Origin of the sequence: Apilactobacillus apisilvae (assembly GCF_023380225.1) — a bacterium.
In the GTDB taxonomy this organism is placed as follows: domain Bacteria; phylum Bacillota; class Bacilli; order Lactobacillales; family Lactobacillaceae; genus Apilactobacillus; species Apilactobacillus apisilvae.
On the sequence record NZ_CP093362.1, the window covers coordinates 1,407,070 to 1,424,376 of the forward strand.

Below are 17,307 nucleotides of genomic sequence, written 5' to 3' on the forward strand. Positions count from 1 at the left end.
ATAACGAAGGTGAAAAGAAAATGGATATTCAATTAAATGATGAAACACAAGGCTTAATTAACGTTGTTAACAAATTTTTCCCAGGTAAAATTGAAGTACAATTTATTGGCCAATTACAGTCAGGATATGTTCGACATGATCAAGCACAAGTTGTTCAAGATGGTAAAAATATTTTTGTTCAAATCTCTGATTTATCTGCTCCTGATTACACAGCTTCACATGAATTATTACATTTATTAATGACTTTGCGTGGTTTTCCACAGTTATTTTTCTCATTAGAAACTGGCAATGAAAAGATTGATGATCAATTACAAGTAATGGGAACTGAGTTGTTTGATATTGTTTCTCACTTTGTTGTTGTTTCAGAACAACGCAAGCATAACTTGATTGATGATGATATTGAAGCCATGTATCTAAAAGGAATTCAAAATACAATTGAACCAGAACCTAAAGAATTGGATAATGCAATGGAACTGCGTTTATTAACTTTAATTGATGCACATGTCTTTTATGGTGATAAATTTGATGAAAAGGTTCGCAATGTCTTACAAAAAGATTATCCGGTTTCATTAAAAGCTGCTGATAAGATTTATCAAATCATTACTGAAAAAGCTACTGACTCACCATTTGGCTTACGTCGCAATGTTGTAAAATTATTTAAGGCTTTTGACGATCAATTGACCAAATGGGGATTGCCAGCACTTCATAATAATGAATATGCTACGATTTCTAGTGTTGTTTCAGAACGTCAATTAAATCTAAACGTCCAACAAATGTTTGAAATTTTCCATTCAGAAATGCATGAAAGTAAAACTCATCGTCGTGCTTACGTTGGTTTTAATAAGAGTGATAATCAAAATTCATTTGTAGTACCAGCACCAACGGGGATGGATGATAGTCCTGCATACTTTAAGAAACTGTATTCATTAAGGGTTAAAGATTTATTTAAAGAATTAAAGATGCCATACATCATTAGAAAATAATTTTGGGAGGCTTTAATAATGGATGAAGAAATTCAATCATTATTTGATAACGCGAAAAACATTGTATTTTTAACTGGAGCTGGAGTATCAACTGCATCAGGTATTCCTGATTATCGATCTAAAAATGGTCTTTATACGACTGATACTACCGGTAAGCCAGCAGAATATTATTTAAGTCACGCTTGTTTAAATAACGAACCAGATACATTTTATACTTTTGTAAAAGAAAATATGTATTATCCAGATGCAAAACCAAATGCGATTCATGAAAAGCAAGCGGAACTAACTCGAAAAAATCGGGCTGCAATTGTGACTCAAAATGTTGATGATTTATATTTGAAAGCTAATACAAAACACCTAATTGAGTTTCATGGCAATTTATACAATGTTTATTGTCAAAAATGTAATCAATCGGTTGATTGGCACGAATACATGCAAAGTCCAATCCATGAAAACTGTGGCGGTACCTTACGACCAGGCATTGTTTTGTATGATGAAGGGCTTAATCAAAGTAACATTCTTAATAGTGTTAACTTGATGGAAAAAGCTGACCTAATTGTGATTGTGGGTACATCGATGCGGGTTTATCCTTTTGCAGGATTGTTGGATTATCGTAATCCTAAAGCAGAAGTTTTAGCAATTAATCAAGAAAAATTAAATTTTAGTTTTCCGTTTAAAATGATTCAAACAGATGCAACTAAATTTTTTGCTGACTTAAAAGTCTAAAAGTGAGATGATTTTATGATAACAATTGGTTTAACAACTTGGTCAGATCATCCAGACTTAATTAATGGTGAACAACGAAAGGTTAAATTAAACGAGTATACAGGTTATTTTCCAACGGTTGAAGTTGATAACCCTTTTTATGGAATTCCTAGAATATCAACCGTTCAGAAATGGCAACATCAAGTTCCTAAAGAATTCCAATTTATCATCAAGGCAAATAAGTTAATGACGAAACATGATTTAAAATCAATGTTGCCAGCTGATAATCAACAACGTTATCAAGCTTTTTTAGATTTTAAATCTGCAATGCAGCCATTAATAGATGGCAATCAATTAAAAACGGTGTTATTTCAATTTCCACCTTATTTTCAACGTAGTAATGATAACATCAACTATTTAATGAAAATTCGTCAGTTATTAGGAAATCAAATCCCAATTACGGTTGAATTTAGAAATCCTAGTTGGACTGACAATGCCGTTTATGAAGACGTAGCTAATTATTTAAAACGATTGAATATTACTTTATCGATTATTGATGAGCCCCATAATGTTAACAATGGAATTCAGTTTAAACCGATTGTTACCAATTCTAAATTAGTGGTTTTAAGACTACATGGTCGCAATGAAGAAGGCTGGTTTAACCAAGATAAAGATTGGCGCAGCCAGCGGACTCTTTATCGTTATGATGATAAGGAACTGAACCAATTTGCTAATGTTGTTAAGCAACTTGAAAAGAAGACTCATGAAGTATGCATTATATTTAATAATAACTCTGGAAAAGATGCTGCTGCGAATGCTTTAAGACTGCAAGAATTATTAAAATTACATTTTAATAACTTAGCGCCCAAGCAGTTGGATTTGTTCTAATGATCAATATTTTTGCATAACTAAATGTGATATACTTATGTATAATATTTATATAAAATAGGGTGAAAGGACGATTAAAATGGCCGATAATAATACATTTTATGTAACAACTCCAATTTATTATCCATCTGGACGTTTACACATCGGTAATTCATACACTACAATTGCATGTGATGCTTTAGCTCGTTATAAACGTTCTGAAGGTTACGATGTTTTCTTCCTAACTGGAACCGATGAACACGGACTAAAAATTGAAGAAAAAGCCGAAAAGTTAAATATGACTCCACAAAAATATGTGGATAAAATGGCTGCACAAATTAAGCAACTTTGGAAAACCCTTGATATTACTAATGACAAATTCATTCGTACAACTGATGAAGATCATGAAAAAGCGGTTCAAAAGATTTTTCAAAAATTATTAGATCAAGGCGATATCTACCTTGGTGAATATGAAGGATGGTATTCAGTATCTGATGAAGAATACTTTACTGAATCTCAATTAGCTGAAGTTTATAAAGATGATCAAGGCAATGTTACCGGTGGTAAAGCACCTTCTGGACATGAAGTACAAAAAGTTCATGAAGAATCATACTTCTTTAAAATGAGTAAGTATGCTGACTGGTTAGTTAATTATTACAAAGAACATCCAGATTTTATTCAGCCTGAGTCAAGAATGAATGAAATGATTAATAACTTCATTAAACCTGGTTTGGAAGATTTAGCGGTTTCTAGAACTTCATTTAAGTGGGGAGTACCAGTTAAATCTGATCCTAAACATGTAGTTTATGTATGGATTGATGCATTAAGTAACTATATTACTGCTTTAGGTTATGGTGGTGATGATGAATCATTGTTTAATAAATTCTGGCCTGCAGATGTTCAAATGGTTGGTAAGGAAATTGTTCGTTTCCACACTATTTACTGGCCCATTGTTTTACATGCACTAGGATTACCAATGCCTAAGCACATTATTGGTCATGGTTGGCTAACAATGAAAGATGGTAAAATGTCTAAATCTAAGGGGAACGTTATTTATCCTGAAACTTTATCTGATAAGTATGGTCTTGATGCAGTTAGATATTACTTACTAAGAGCGGTACCTTTTGGTAATGATGGTGTGTTTACCCCTGAAGAATTTGTTGATCGAATTAATTATGATTTAGCTAATGATTTAGGAAACTTGTTAAATCGTACGGTGTCAATGATTAATAAATATGAAGATGGAATTATTCCTGATTATAAATCAGAAGTAACGCCAGCTGATAAAGGACTAGAAAACATTGCTAATAGTGTTGTTGCTGAGTATAAAGAAAAAATGAATTCAGCTCACTTCTCCGATGCTTTATCAGTAATTTGGAAGTTAGTTTCCCAAACTAACAAGTATATTGATCAAACAACTCCTTGGATCTTAGCTAAACAACAAAACGAAGGGGATGCAGAACAACTATCAGCTGTTATGGCACATTTGGCTGCTAGTTTACGTTTGATTGCATTATTAATTAGCCCAATTATGACAAATGCACCAAAGAAAATCTTTACTCAATTAGGTTTGGATGATCAAGACTTAGATTTAACTGATCCTAAATTGTCAGATTTAGGAACTGGACATAAAGTTGTTGCCAAAGGAACTCCAATTTTCCCACGTTTAGATAAGGAAGAAGAAGTTGCATTTATTAAAGGTCAAATGACTAAGTCTGATAAGAAAAAAGGTCGTGCTGTCAAAGAAGAAGCTAAGCAAAAAGCACAAGCTAAATTGGATGCAGATAAACCATTAGAAGCTAATGATAAGAAAGAAATTCGTTTTGATGCTTTTGAAAAAGTTGAATTAAAAGTGGCTCAAGTCAAAGCAGTTGCTAAAGTTGAAGGCGCTGATAAACTACTTAAATTCACTTTAGATGCTGGTAAAGAAGAAGATACACAGATCCTTTCTGGAATTGCAAAATGGTATCCAGATTACGATAAATTAATTGGTAAAAAAGTAGTCATTGTTTCAAACTTGAAACCTAGAAAAATGCGCGGTGAATTAAGTCAAGGAATGTTATTATCTGTTGAACATAAAGATGGTAATGTTGAGTTGATTACTGTTGGCAATCAATTTGAAAATGGTTCAACCTTAGAATAATGGTTATTTAATAACTAGATAATTGAATAATAGCCATTAATTCAATAAAGAATTAATGGCTATTTTAGTGAAATGGAGTGTAATTAGTATATGAAAATTTTTGATTCGCATACACATTTAAATGATGATGCATTTCGTGATAATGTGGATGCTTACATTGAACATGCGCATCGATTAGGTGTAGATAAAATGGCGATTGTTGGTTCTAATACTGAAATGAATCAAGAAGCCATTGAGTTAGCTCATAAATATGATAATTTGTATGCAATTGTTGGTTGGCATCCTGAAGATTCATTAAAGTATGATGACGAACAAGAGGCCATTTTAAAAGAACAATTAAAAGATGATAAAGTTGTTGCTTTAGGTGAAATTGGTTTAGATTATTTTCAATCGGTAGCACCTAAGAAATGTCAATTTCATGTTTTTAGACGTCAAATTAGAATTGCTAAAGAAATGAATATGCCAATTTCAGTTCATAATCGTGAAGCCTTTGAAGATACTTATAAGATTTTGAGTGAAGAAGGCGTTAATAATGGAATCATTCATAGTTTTAATGGTGATCCAGAATGGTTAAAAAAATTTATTGATTTAGGGATGTACGTTTCTTATTCAGGCGTTGCTAGTTTTAAGAAAACGCATGAAGTTCATGATTCAGTTCGACAAACTCCAATTGATAAAATGCTAGTTGAAACTGATGCACCTTATTTGGCGCCAGAGCCATTGCGTGGTCATCAAAACGAACCAGGATATACTTTGTATACGGTTGAAGCTGTTGCTCGCTTTAGAGATACAACGCCAGATAAGATAGCAGATGCAACTTATAAAAATGCACTTAAAGTGTTTGGATTGGAAAAATAATGAAAAAAATAAAAGAAGTTATTGTTGTTGAGGGAAAAGATGATACAAAAAGAATCAAACGTGCTGTTAATGCAGATACGATTGAAACGCAAGGCTCAGCAATTGAACCGGAAACTTTATCGTTAATAAAAAAAGCATCCAGAAAAAGGGGCGTTATTATTTTTACTGATCCCGATTTTTCTGGAGAACGAATTCGTCGAATTGTTTCTGAAGCAGTTCCTGATGCTAAGCATGCTTTTGTAGCTCGTAAAAAATCAACCCCCACAAAAAGTGATGGTTCCCTTGGTGTAGAACATGCTAGTATTGAAACTATTCGTGAATCCTTAAAAGATGTTTATACATCTGATAATGCTTCGTCAATTGATATTAGTCATGATGATCTTGAGGGAGCACGTTTAATTAATGATGAAAGAGCAAAAATAAGAAGAACTGAATTCTGTAATATTTTAAAAATTGGTTATGTAAATGGTAAACAACTACCTAAACGTTTAAATATGTTTGGTATTTCTAAAAAACAATTTTTAGATGCAGTTAAAAAAATAAAGGAGTAATTATGACAAATAATCCAGATATTGCTAGTCCAGCAAGAACCCAAGCGATTTTGAATCGTTATCATTTATCAGCTAAGAAAAGTTTAGGGCAAAACTTTTTAACTGATTTGAATGTTTTAAACAACATTGTTAAAGCAGCTAATTTAAGTGATAAAGATAATGTAATTGAAATTGGCCCTGGAATTGGTGGGCTAACTGAATATTTAGCGAGAGAAGCTAAGCAGGTTTTGGCTTTTGAAATTGATCAAAATTTATTACCAGTTTTAGATGATACTTTATCAGCATATAATAATGTTAAAATTATTAATCAAGATATTTTACAAGCTAATTTACCTAAGATTATTAATGAGGAATTTAATAATGAAAGACCTATCAAAGTGGTAGCCAACTTACCTTATTACATTACGACGCCCATTATTCTTGATTTATTAAAAGGTAATGCCGATTTCGATGAAATTGTAGTCATGATGCAAAAAGAAGTTGCCCAAAGATTGGTTGCTAAACCTGGTAGTCGTGACTATGGATCGTTATCCGTTATTATTCAATACATGAATAATGTTGATATTGCATTTGAAGTCCTTAGAAAATCATTTATTCCAGCCCCTAAAGTTGATTCTGCAATCGTAACTTTATCCAAAAAAGAATCAATTGATACTGAAGTGTTTGATGTTAAATTGTTTGCTAGTTTTGTTCGCGGTTGTTTCGCTCATCGTCGTAAAACTTTTTGGAATAATATGCAAGGCCTTTTTGGCAAAAATCCTGAAAATAAAGCAAAGGTTCAAGGTGTTTTAGATAAATTTGATATTAATCCGGGGATTAGACCAGAAAAAATTTCGGTAGAACAATATGTTGAAATTGCTAATGAATTTCATTCGATAAAAATGATATAAAATAATTGCTATTTAAAAATTGTTATGATATAATTTGATGTTATTTATAATGTGTGCTATAATCATTGCAGTGAGGTGAATGGTTATGCCAGCAAATTTGAATACAATCAAAGATGAATTGGATAATCGCCTTGGCGAAAAAGTCATGGTGACTGTTCAAGTAGGTAGAAACAAAACTTTAGAACGTCATGGAACGTTATCAGAAACATTTCCTGCAGTATTTATTGTAGACTTAGAAAAAGATGAAAATTTAAAACGAGTATCATACAGTTATACAGATATTTTAACTAAAAATATCGAAGTTGACTTTGATGATAGTAATATTGAAGAAGTATAAAAAGCTAATACATTGTATTAGCTTTTTTTATTTTATGATGTGTTAATAAAGTTTCACTGACTTTTATATTTTATTTTAGTATAATAAATATAAAATAAATGAAGTGAAGCGAGGTGGAAAACCTTGAAAACTGTTGAAAAAGCGAGAGCCAAACTTAATTTAGGCTTAGATACTTTGTTTCGCCACAAAGATGGTAGCCCTGAATGGAATATGTTAATGACTTCGATTGATTTATCAGATTATGTCGAAATTATTTCTGAGCATGGCAATGGAATTAATGTTAAATCAAGTCAGGCCTTTTTGCCGCACGATCAACGTAATTTAGCTTATCAAGCTGCTCTTTTAATGAAACAAACTTTTAAAGTTAAAGCCAAGATTATTATTAATATTAAAAAAAATATTCCAGTAGCCGCAGGATTAGGTGGCGGCTCTTCTGATGCAGCTGCTGTGATTAGAGGGCTAAATAAACTTTGGGATTTAAATTTAACCTTACGAGAAATGGCGGTTATTGGTCTAAAGTTAGATTCTGATGTTCCTTATTGTGTTTATAGTAAAACTGCTCAAGTTACTGGTAAGGGTGAAGTTATTAAGTTACTGCCTAAATTACCGAAAATGTATTTTGTACTAGTAAAACCGCGATTAAGCATATCAACACCTGATATTCTCAATCGCATTAATTATAATCAATTAGAGCATGTTAACGTTAATAACTTAATTTTAGGGGTTCAAAAACACGATTATAATATGATTGCTAATAATATGGGTAATGTTTTAGAACCATTATCTTCAAAAAAACATTCGGATATTCATAAAATAAAAACTAAAATATTGGAATATGGTGCTGATAATGCTCAGATGAGTGGTACAGGACCAAGTATTTTTGGTTTGTGTAAAAATGAAAGACATGCAAAACATGTTTTTAATAGTATTCGAGGCTTTTGTTCAGAGGTTTATATTGTCAGATCAGTTTAAAATTATTATTTTTATGGATGTTTTTAATTTAAATTGACAAAAAAGTGTTTTAAACCCGAACATTATGATAAAATTTACTTATAGTTTTTACTTTTACGAGGTGAAAAAATGAAAGCTAAACGTAGTGTTCGATTAGTTGATATGACTAGATATTTAATGGAAAATCCTAATACGGTTGTTCCATTAACTTTTTTTGCAAATCGTTATGATTCTGCAAAATCTTCAATTAGTGAAGATTTAACAATTTTAAGAAAAACTTTTAAAGACAGTGGAACTGGATTATTAGAAACTATTCCAGGGGCAGCCGGTGGTAGTAAATTTATTCCTAGTATTGAAAAAGATGAGGCACTCTTATTTATTGAAGAATTGCAATCATTTTTAGATGATAACGCTAGAATGTTACCAGGTGGATACGTCTATATGAATGATTTATTAGATCGTCCATCAATTCTAAGACAAATTGGTAGATTAATTGCTACTATGTACAAAGAAGAAAAAATAGATGCAGTACTAACAGTTGCCACTAAGGGAATTCCAATTGCTCAAAGTGTAGCAACGTTATTAAATGTTCCTTTTATAATTGCTCGACACGATTCCAGAATTACTGATGGTTCGACTATTAGTGTTAATTACGTTTCTGGTTCTCAGCGCCGAATTGAAAAAATGGTTTTATCTAAGAGAAGTTTACCAGCTAAATCCAATGTTTTAATCGTTGATGATTTCTTGCGTGGTGGTGGATCTGCTGCGGGACTTTGTAGTTTAATTCATGAATTTGATTCTAAAATAGCTGGAATTTCTTTTATTGCTGAACGTGATTATGATGGTCAACGTAAAATCAATAAAGATCAATATACTTCATTATTTAAAATTGCTACAAATGAAGACCATATTAAGGTAAGTAAGGGCAATTTTGATTGGAAAGTATTTGATAACTTTAGTAAGAAAGGAAATTAGCAATGAGTACTAGAAATACGATTATTTTAGCTGCGGGTAAGGGTACTCGTATGAAATCAGATTTATATAAAGTCTTACACCAAGTTTGCGGAAAAACAATGGTTGACTGTGTTTTAACTCAAGTGGAAAAAATTAACATGGATAATATTGTGACAGTTGTTGGCTATGGTGCAGAAGCTGTTGAGGAACAACTTGGTAAAAGAAGTCAGTATGTTTTACAAAAACAACAATTAGGAACTGGTGATGCTGTTAAAAAAACTTCACCTATTCTAAATGACTTAGAAGGTTCAACAATGGTGGTTAGTGGTGATACTCCATTATTTAAAGCTGATACTTTTAACAAGTTATTTGATTATCATGAAGATAGCAAAGCAGTTGCAACCGTTCTAACTTCTAAAGCACCTAATCCTTTTGGATATGGACGAGTTATTCGTGATTCAGAAGGCAATGTTAATAAGATTGTTGAACAAAAAGATGCTAGTGAAGCTGAAAAGAAGATTGATGAAATTAATACAGGTGTTTATGTTTTTGATAACAAAGCATTATTTGCTGCATTAAACATGGTTAATAATGATAATGCTCAAGGAGAATATTACTTACCTGACGTAATTGGAATTTTCAAGGAACAAGGTAAGAAAATTGGTGCATATCAAATGGATGATTTTAATGAATCAATGGGAGTAAATGATCGTATTGCTTTATCTAATGCCAATAAGGTTATGCAAAGACGTATCAACGAATCACACATGGCTAATGGTGTTAGTTTTGTTAATCCCGATAATACTTATATTGATTTTGACGTTAAAATTGGTCAAGATACATTAATTGAGGCTGGAGTTCAAATTCACGGTGAAACTGAAATTGGTTCACATTGTAAAGTGGGTGCTAACTCAGAAATCCATGATTGTAAAATTCATGATAATGTCAATGTTATTTCATCATACTTACAAGAATCTGAAATGCTGGAAGGATCTGATATTGGACCTTATAGTCATTTAAGACCTAAAGCATTTATTGGCAAGAATGTTCATTTGGGTAACTTTGTTGAAGTTAAAAAAGCTAAAATTGATGAAGGAACTAAGGTAGGTCACTTAACTTATGTTGGAAATGCCCATTTAGGTAAAGATATTAATGTGGGTTGTGGAGTTATTTTTGCAAATTATGATGGCAAAAATAAACATGAAACTAATGTTGGTGACGCATCATTCATTGGTAGTAATGCTAACTTAATCGCTCCTGTTAATATTGAAGACCATTCATTTATTGCAGCTGGTTCAACAATTACTGATAATGTTAAACAATATGATATGGCAATTGCTAGACAACGTCAGACAAATAAAGCTGGTTACTATAAAAAATTACCATATAACGGATAATAAATAGTTATGATACTTTTTTATTTATCATTTCTATAACATTTAAGTGAAAAAAATCGATTTTTAGTGTAAAATGATGTTGAATGTTTTATATTGAAATGACGAGTAATATTATATTTTATTGTTAGGTGGAGGAACTTTATGGCTGAAAAATATTCTGATCCTAAATTAAAGATTTTTGCATTGAATTCAAATATCCCATTGGCTGAAAAAATTGCCAAGCGTGTTGGTGTTGATTTAGGTGAAACATCTGTAGATCGATTTAGTGATGGAGAAATTAGAATTAACATTGAAGAAAGTATTCGTGGAGATAATTGTTATATTATCCAATCTACATCAGCTCCAGTAAATGATAACTTAATGGAACTTATGATTATGATTGATGCTTTAAGACGTGCCAGTGCTAAGACTATCAATGTTGTTATTCCTTACTATGGTTATGCTAGACAAGATCGTAAGGCTCGTTCAAGAGAACCAATTACGGCTAAATTAGTTGCTAACATGTTAGAAACAGCTGGAATTAATCGAGTAGTTGCTTTAGATTTACATGCTGCTCAAATTCAAGGATTCTTTGATGTTCCGGTTGATCATTTAATGGGTGCTCCATTATTAGCTGATCACTTCATGAACAATGGTTGGGATTCTAATGCAGTGGTTGTTTCACCCGATCATGGTGGAGTAGTAAGAGCTCGTGCATTAGCTGAATTTCTAAAATCACCTATTGCAATTATTGATAAACGCCGTCCACAAGCTAATGTGGCGGAAATTATGAATATTATTGGAAACGTTAAGGGTAAATCATGCCTAATGGTTGATGATATGATTGATACAGCTGGAACTATTACTTTAGGTGCGCAAGCTTTAATGGAAGCCGGTGCTAAAGAAGTATATGCTTGTTGTACTCATCCCGTTTTATCAGGTCCTGCAATTGATCGAATTGAAAAGTCACCAATTAAAAAATTAGTTGTTACCGATACAATCCGTCTACCTAAAGAAAAGCAAATTGATAAAATCGAACAAATTTCTGTTGCTCCATTAATTGGCGATGCAATTAAGCGTATTAATGAAGATCGTGCAGTTAGTCCATTGTTTAGCAATCGTTTCAGAATTGACGATAAATAATGAATATAAAGAAATTTAGTTTTATAATTGTCCTTATTAGCATACTTTTAGGAATAATAGTTTATATTTTTAAATATGATACGACTGCTATTAGTAATGTTATGTTTTTGGTGGGATTGTTATTACTAGTTATTGGATTTATCTTTATCCTAGCTAAGGGACACTTATTTACTGGATGGCGCATTTTTCACCGTAATGGTGATAATGAACGTTTTGATAATGAAAAAATTTCGGCTAAAGAAATTGGTCGTAAAAAAAATGAAGCCATTGTTATTAATGACTTCGCTAAATCTTTATTGTTAATTGGAATTACTTGGGTTTTAATTTCAATCGGCATTACTTTATAAATAAGAAAGGGACTGTGACATAAGTCTCTAAAAAATAACGCTCGTTGGAATTTAATTTTTCCAACGAGCGTTATTTATGTATAATAAAAAACGATATCGAACCAACCGATATCGTTTAAATAAATCTCCTTGAAAGGAAACTTAAAACTAATGAGTACTAATTATATTTTAAATATTCAAAATTGGCAACCTAAAAATAATCATCAAGTAAAAATTATCAATCAAATTGTTGAAATGATTGATTTAGAATAAAAATACATATTTGGTAGGCCACGAAAATACGACCTACGGTCACTATTAAAGTTAACCTTGTTTGCCTATTCTAAAGGAATTTTTAGTAGTCGCCAAATTAGTGAGCTGGCAGAAGAAAATTTACCTGCACGTTGGTTAACTAAGAATTCATTTCCTTCATATAGAACAGTCTGTCGATTTAGGATTTCAGATGAAGCAGAAAATTTAATTAGTAAATGCATGAATCAATTAACTAAATATCTAAGAAAAAATAATTATATTGATGATGTAATTTTTATTGATGGAACTAAAATACTAGCAAATGCTAATAAGTATTCTTTTATTTGGCGTAAAAATATAATCAGGTTCGATAAATTAAATCGCGAAGCGATTATAAAATTACTACATGACATGAATGATGTTAAATATGTTGGTGAACTCCCAGATGACTGTGATATTTCAACAAGTGAGTTAGATGAAATCATCATCCATTTAGAAAATTGTTTAGCAGATTTAAATGATCAAATTAAACAGAATAAAAAACTATCACCTAATCCCCATAAACAAAAGCGTCGTAAGTTAAAAGCCATTAAAAGAAAACTTCGTTTTCGTAAATGCAAACAAATAGAATATCAAAAAAGTAATAAAATATTTTCCAATCGTAATAGTTATTCTAAGACTGATCATGATGCTACTTTTATGCGTATTAAGGAAGACCCCATGTTAAATGGACAACTTAAACCTGCTTATAATTTACAAATTGCCACTAGTGGACAATTCATAACTAATTTTGACATTTATCAAAATCCCACTGATACTCGTACTTTAATTCCGTTCTTAAATAAACAAATTAAGAATAATAGTTTAGGTAAATATATTGTTGCCGATGCTGGTTATGGATCTGAAAGTAATTATCGTTTTATAGAAGACAAACTAACTAATAACATTCCTTTAATTCCCTATGGAACAATGTTAAAAGAACAAAGTCGTAAATGGAAAAGTGATGACCGTAAGGTCATGAATTGGTATTATAATTCAAAAGATGATTATTATATTGATCCCAAAGGCATCAGATTTAATTTTAATGGTTATCGTAAAAGAACTGATAAATATAAATTCACTCGTGATTTTAAAGAATATAAAGCTGAAAAGTATGATCTTAATCAAGACATTAATTCATATGCTCTAACTAAGTCTGGTAACACTAGAAAAATCAGCATTAATTATGCATGGGAATATTTTAAAAACAAACAACAAGCATTGCTTTTGGCACCAAAAACAAGTGATATTTACGCAAAAAGAAAGATAGATGTTGAATCGGTTTTTGGTAGACTAAAGGCTTCTTTGCGTTTCAATCGATTCTCCGTTAGGGGAATCGATAAGGTTAAAAAGGAAGCTGGGTTTACTATAATGGCATTAAATATAAGAAAGTTAATGACGAAAGTCATTAATTTTATAAAGTTATATACAAAAATAGGATTTACGTTAAATTTAAAACGTAAATCCTATTTTTGTAGAGACTTATGTCACAGCCCCTTTCTTATTTATTTAGAACAAAATTACGAATAGCATATGCTACACCATTTTCTTTATTGGTTTTGGTTATTTTGTTAGCAACTGTTTTTAGTTCATCAACACCGTTTCCCATTGCAACACCAGTGCCAGCATATTTAATCATTGACATATCATTATTTTGATCACCAATTGCCATAACGTTATCAGCAGTGAGGTTTAAATCTTTTGCTAAACTATCTAGTGCATTTCCTTTAGATGAATTTTTGTTCATAAATTCAATAAAGACAGGGGTACTTTTAACAACTGCAAATCTTTCAAATAATTCATTTGAAATTTTTTCAAATGATGAGTCAATCACACTTGGATCAGCAATTAACATTGCTTTAACTACTTCGATGCTCTTATCAATTTCTTCTGGCTTACGCACTTTAATTGGCATATTTACTAAGTAACTTTCAGCAATGGAATAAGGACTTAAGTCGCGATTAGTAGCGTAAATGCAGTCAGCAGTTTCAATTTGAAAGTTAGTTCCTAATTTATGACTTAATTTTTCTAATTCCAGAAAATCTTCATGGGTAATATTTGTTTTTTCAATAATTTGACCATCAGCATTTTGTACCTGAGAACCATTAAAAGTAATAGCATACTCATCATGACCACTAATATTTAGTTGCTTTAAGTATTTTTTTACACCAGTTAATGGACGACCAGTACATAAAACTACTTTAATACCTTTTTGTCTAGCTTCAGTAATAGCATCAATTGTTTCTTGTGCTAGAACATTTTCCTCATTTAATAATGTACCATCAATGTCAATGGCAATTAGTTTAATATTTTTCATGATAATGTCCTCCAATTATTCAATTAATTGATTATTTTTAATATGTTTTTGAAATTCTTCATAAATTGGTTGAAAAATTTCAATATTTTGTGCTGAATTTAGCATTTCTTTAGGAAAAAAGAATCTTTCGTCACCCAATTGCTTACCAGTTACAGCTGCTACTAAACGTGAGACTTTTGATAACTCTACCATTGATCCATCAGGTCGACGTAATTCAATTTGAGTTGCATGACTTTTCTTTTTAGGATCGTAAGCATCATATGGTAAGTCGAAACAATCATTGGTATCCGTATAGTATTTATGATCAAAACCGGCTTGTTTAATTAGCTTTTGAAGTTTAGTGGTTAAAAATTCTGTATCATCTGTAAATTCTGCTGATTTAAAAGGTCGACGGTTGATAAATCGGTCAGCTAAGTCTGATAAAATGCTGTCTTTTGAATCAATCCAATGAATGAAATAAGTATTTAAAACGCCATCGTCTAATTTTAAATAATCATTAATATCAAAATTATTATTAAAAAATGGCATTAATAAATATGGAGTTTCACTGGAATTAATTGGCATTTTATCTGATAATTCTTTAGCACGCTTCAGTAAATGAGTTAAAATAACTTCCATTGAACGAGAGACGGGATGAAAGTAAACTTGCATATACATTTGAAGACGACTAATTATGTAGTCTTCAACTGCATGCATTCCTGAAACATCAAAACAAATTCCACCGCTGTATGGACGCATTACTCGCAAAATCCTTGTTAAATCAAAATTACCGTAACTAGCGCCAGTATTGTAAGCATCACGTAATAAATAATCCATTCGATCAGCATCACATTGACTGGAAATCATTTGTACCACTTGTTTATTTTTATAACTATGATTAATAACGTCAGCTACTTGTTTAGGAAACTCGGGGGAAATCTTTTTTAAAACTTTGTTTACTTCAGTTTTAGGCGAAGTAATGATTTCTTGAGTAATCGCTTCATGATTAGTATGGAAAATATGCTCGAAAGTATGTGAATAGGCACCATGACCAATATCATGTAGTAATGCTGCACAAAGAGCAACCAATCTTTCTGAGTCATCCCATAGACCATCACCAGATTCCTTCGTAGGATAATTTCTTAGAAAAATATCACAAATTCTTCTGGTGATTTCATAAACACCTAAACTATGGGTAAATCTTGAATGCTCAGCACCATGAAATGTAAAAGATGAAGGTCCTAATTGCTTAACTCTTCTTAGCCTTTGCATTTCTTTTGTGTTAATTAAATCCAAGATAATTTGGTGTTGTACATAAATGTAATTATGAACAGGGTCACGAAAAACTTTTTCGCGTGGTAACAATGCATCTTCAAATTTCAATTATTGTTCCCCCTTAAAATTATATATCTTTGATATTTATTATAACAAAGATTATTATTTAATAATTAAAATTATCATTATGAAAATAATGCATTCCACTTGGATACCAGATATAATTAATTATAATAAGTTTAAATAAAGGGAAGTGAATTGGTTTATGACAGATAATAGTGAAAGTGTAGTTGTTGATCTAACAACCTATATTAAACAAGATGATGAAAGTGAAAAATTCACTTTCCGAGAATTAGGAAGTTTAGTTAATGTAGGAACCAAAACTTATCTAAGATTTAAAGAAACTCAAAAAGGCGAAAAAGTAGCTTCAGTGACGATTAAAATTAGTGATGATCATATTCAATTAACCAGACAAGATTCGATGGGACACCATTCCAGACTTATATTTGCTGATAAAGAACAACATGATACTATTTATCAAACCCCATATGGGCCAATGAATTTATCAGTAGATACTAAAGATTTACTGTATAGTTATAATGAATCTCCACAGTCTGGGGATTTGTTAATTAATTATGAATTATATTCTGGCAAAATGATGGTTGGTGAATATAAAATGCAATTGCATTTTTCGGCCTAAACGAGTATTATGTTATTTAGTATTTTGAAAGGACGTGCACCGATTTGAAACTAGAAGCCTTAGAAGGTAAAGACAAGAAAGAATTATCAATGGTTGAAGTTGCTCATGCTATCTTAGCTGAACATGGGGATGTAATGGCCTTTGCTGACATCGCAAACGAAATCCAAAAATATTTGGGTGATTCTGATGAAGAAATTCGTAAACGATTAGTTCAATTCTATACAGATATGAACGTTGATGGTAGTTTTATTTCTTTAGGTGATAATCTTTGGGGATTAAGAACATGGTATCCATATGAATCAATCGATGAAGCTACTGTTCATCCTGAAGATGAAGATATTGATCGTCCTAGAAATAAAAAACGTCGTAAAGTTAATGCTTTCCTTGCTGATGCTTCTGACGATGATGATGTTATTGATTATGATGATGATGACCCAGAAGATCAAGATGATGAATTTGAAGATGCCGATGAAGGCACTGATGAAACCGATAAATATCATAAAGATTTAGACCAAATTGACGAAGAAAACGATAATGAATCAGAAGATATTCCTGATGGTATCGAAGGAGAATTATCCGAGTTACATGATGAAGATGATGATTCCAAAGATTAATCTAAAATAATTTTACTTTATAATCTTGACTAAAGATATATAACCAT

At 31.4% G+C, this 17,307-nt stretch carries 17 protein-coding genes and 1 pseudogene; 16 read left to right on the forward strand and 2 right to left on the reverse strand.

From position 1 onward, the window contains the following. The first annotated feature begins 20 nt into the window (after positions 1-20). The 14 genes and pseudogenes from MOO46_RS06995 to MOO46_RS07060 all read left to right on the forward strand — a co-directional run bounded on the left by MOO46_RS06995 (position 21) and on the right by MOO46_RS07060 (position 13,905). Complete coding sequence (locus MOO46_RS06995) at positions 21-983, forward strand: IpaB/EvcA family protein (protein WP_249510959.1); 963 nt, start codon at positions 21-23, stop codon at positions 981-983. A 15-nt stretch (positions 984-998) separates the two neighbouring features. Next, positions 999-1,709 (forward strand): NAD-dependent protein deacylase, encoded by a 711-nt coding sequence (locus MOO46_RS07000; protein WP_249511725.1) that lies wholly within the window; start codon positions 999-1,001, stop codon positions 1,707-1,709. A 15-nt stretch (positions 1,710-1,724) separates the two neighbouring features. Continuing rightward, positions 1,725-2,576, forward strand: coding sequence for a DUF72 domain-containing protein (locus MOO46_RS07005; RefSeq protein WP_249510960.1), 852 nt, complete (start codon positions 1,725-1,727; stop codon positions 2,574-2,576). Between the two features lie 79 nt (positions 2,577-2,655). Next, positions 2,656-4,698: a methionine--tRNA ligase gene (gene metG, locus MOO46_RS07010; protein WP_249510961.1), complete on the forward strand. Its 2,043-nt coding sequence runs from the start codon at positions 2,656-2,658 to the stop codon at positions 4,696-4,698. 90 nt (positions 4,699-4,788) lie between these two features. After that, a complete protein-coding gene (locus MOO46_RS07015; protein WP_249510962.1) occupies positions 4,789-5,556 on the forward strand; it encodes a TatD family hydrolase in 768 nt (255 codons plus the stop codon). Next, positions 5,556-6,107 carry a ribonuclease M5 gene (gene rnmV, locus MOO46_RS07020; RefSeq protein ID WP_249510963.1) on the forward strand — a complete coding sequence of 184 codons (552 nt, stop codon included), beginning with the start codon at positions 5,556-5,558 and terminating at the stop codon, positions 6,105-6,107. The genes MOO46_RS07015 and rnmV overlap by 1 nt, the downstream gene beginning before the upstream one ends. A gap of 2 nt (positions 6,108-6,109) precedes the next feature. Further along, positions 6,110-6,997, forward strand: coding sequence for a 16S rRNA (adenine(1518)-N(6)/adenine(1519)-N(6))-dimethyltransferase RsmA (rsmA, locus tag MOO46_RS07025; RefSeq protein WP_249510964.1), 888 nt, complete (start codon positions 6,110-6,112; stop codon positions 6,995-6,997). Positions 6,998-7,082: 85 nt separating this feature from the next. Continuing rightward, a complete protein-coding gene (locus MOO46_RS07030; RefSeq protein ID WP_249510965.1) occupies positions 7,083-7,334 on the forward strand; it encodes a Veg family protein in 252 nt (83 codons plus the stop codon). Between the two features lie 123 nt (positions 7,335-7,457). Further along, complete coding sequence (gene ispE, locus MOO46_RS07035) at positions 7,458-8,306, forward strand: 4-(cytidine 5'-diphospho)-2-C-methyl-D-erythritol kinase (protein ID WP_249510966.1); 849 nt, start codon at positions 7,458-7,460, stop codon at positions 8,304-8,306. 108 nt (positions 8,307-8,414) lie between these two features. Beyond that, positions 8,415-9,260: a pur operon repressor gene (gene purR / locus MOO46_RS07040; RefSeq protein ID WP_249510967.1), complete on the forward strand. Its 846-nt coding sequence runs from the start codon at positions 8,415-8,417 to the stop codon at positions 9,258-9,260. Positions 9,261-9,262: 2 nt separating this feature from the next. Further along, positions 9,263-10,636, forward strand: coding sequence for a bifunctional UDP-N-acetylglucosamine diphosphorylase/glucosamine-1-phosphate N-acetyltransferase GlmU (gene glmU / locus MOO46_RS07045; protein WP_249510968.1), 1,374 nt, complete (start codon positions 9,263-9,265; stop codon positions 10,634-10,636). A gap of 141 nt (positions 10,637-10,777) precedes the next feature. Further along, positions 10,778-11,758, forward strand: coding sequence for a ribose-phosphate diphosphokinase (locus MOO46_RS07050; protein WP_249510969.1), 981 nt, complete (start codon positions 10,778-10,780; stop codon positions 11,756-11,758). Then, a complete protein-coding gene (locus tag MOO46_RS07055) occupies positions 11,758-12,105 on the forward strand; it encodes a DUF3899 domain-containing protein (protein WP_249510970.1) in 348 nt (115 codons plus the stop codon). Before MOO46_RS07050 ends, MOO46_RS07055 begins: the two co-directional genes overlap by 1 nt. Before the next feature lie 150 nt (positions 12,106-12,255). Further along, a pseudogene (locus tag MOO46_RS07060) lies at positions 12,256-13,905 on the forward strand (IS1182 family transposase). Here MOO46_RS07060 and yidA read toward each other — a convergent pair. After that, on the reverse strand, positions 13,877-14,692 hold the full coding sequence (gene yidA / locus MOO46_RS07065) for a sugar-phosphatase (RefSeq protein WP_249510971.1): 816 nt from the start codon (positions 14,690-14,692) through the stop codon (positions 13,877-13,879). The pseudogene MOO46_RS07060 and the gene yidA overlap by 29 nt on opposite strands. 15 nt (positions 14,693-14,707) lie before the next feature. After that, positions 14,708-16,054: an HD domain-containing protein gene (locus tag MOO46_RS07070; RefSeq protein WP_249510972.1), complete on the reverse strand. Its 1,347-nt coding sequence runs from the start codon at positions 16,052-16,054 to the stop codon at positions 14,708-14,710. A gap of 157 nt (positions 16,055-16,211) precedes the next feature. On the opposite strand from MOO46_RS07070, the gene MOO46_RS07075 reads away from it, so the two are divergent. Together MOO46_RS07075 and rpoE are read left to right on the forward strand one after the other, a co-directional pair. Continuing rightward, a complete protein-coding gene (locus MOO46_RS07075) occupies positions 16,212-16,646 on the forward strand; it encodes a DUF1934 domain-containing protein (RefSeq protein ID WP_249510973.1) in 435 nt (144 codons plus the stop codon). Between the two features lie 89 nt (positions 16,647-16,735). Continuing rightward, a complete protein-coding gene (gene rpoE / locus MOO46_RS07080) occupies positions 16,736-17,260 on the forward strand; it encodes a DNA-directed RNA polymerase subunit delta (protein ID WP_396121424.1) in 525 nt (174 codons plus the stop codon). Positions 17,261-17,307: the final 47 nt, after the last annotated feature.

Excerpts from the sequence above, each read along its gene's own strand:
- rpoE (WP_396121424.1), top strand. The coding sequence starts at position 16,736 with ATGGTTGAAGTTGCTCATGCTATCTTAGCTGAACATGGGGATGTAATG.
- rsmA (WP_249510964.1), top strand. The coding sequence starts at position 6,110 with ATGACAAATAATCCAGATATTGCTAGTCCAGCAAGAACCCAAGCGATT.
- MOO46_RS07030 (WP_249510965.1), top strand. The coding sequence starts at position 7,083 with ATGCCAGCAAATTTGAATACAATCAAAGATGAATTGGATAATCGCCTT.
- glmU (WP_249510968.1), top strand. The coding sequence starts at position 9,263 with ATGAGTACTAGAAATACGATTATTTTAGCTGCGGGTAAGGGTACTCGT.
- MOO46_RS07005 (WP_249510960.1), top strand. The coding sequence starts at position 1,725 with ATGATAACAATTGGTTTAACAACTTGGTCAGATCATCCAGACTTAATT.
- MOO46_RS06995 (WP_249510959.1), top strand. The coding sequence starts at position 21 with ATGGATATTCAATTAAATGATGAAACACAAGGCTTAATTAACGTTGTT.
- metG (WP_249510961.1), top strand. The coding sequence starts at position 2,656 with ATGGCCGATAATAATACATTTTATGTAACAACTCCAATTTATTATCCA.
- purR (WP_249510967.1), top strand. The coding sequence starts at position 8,415 with ATGAAAGCTAAACGTAGTGTTCGATTAGTTGATATGACTAGATATTTA.
- MOO46_RS07050 (WP_249510969.1), top strand. The coding sequence starts at position 10,778 with ATGGCTGAAAAATATTCTGATCCTAAATTAAAGATTTTTGCATTGAAT.
- yidA (WP_249510971.1), bottom strand. The coding sequence starts at position 14,692 with ATGAAAAATATTAAACTAATTGCCATTGACATTGATGGTACATTATTA.
- MOO46_RS07015 (WP_249510962.1), top strand. The coding sequence starts at position 4,789 with ATGAAAATTTTTGATTCGCATACACATTTAAATGATGATGCATTTCGT.
- MOO46_RS07075 (WP_249510973.1), top strand. The coding sequence starts at position 16,212 with ATGACAGATAATAGTGAAAGTGTAGTTGTTGATCTAACAACCTATATT.
- rnmV (WP_249510963.1), top strand. The coding sequence starts at position 5,556 with ATGAAAAAAATAAAAGAAGTTATTGTTGTTGAGGGAAAAGATGATACA.
- MOO46_RS07055 (WP_249510970.1), top strand. The coding sequence starts at position 11,758 with ATGAATATAAAGAAATTTAGTTTTATAATTGTCCTTATTAGCATACTT.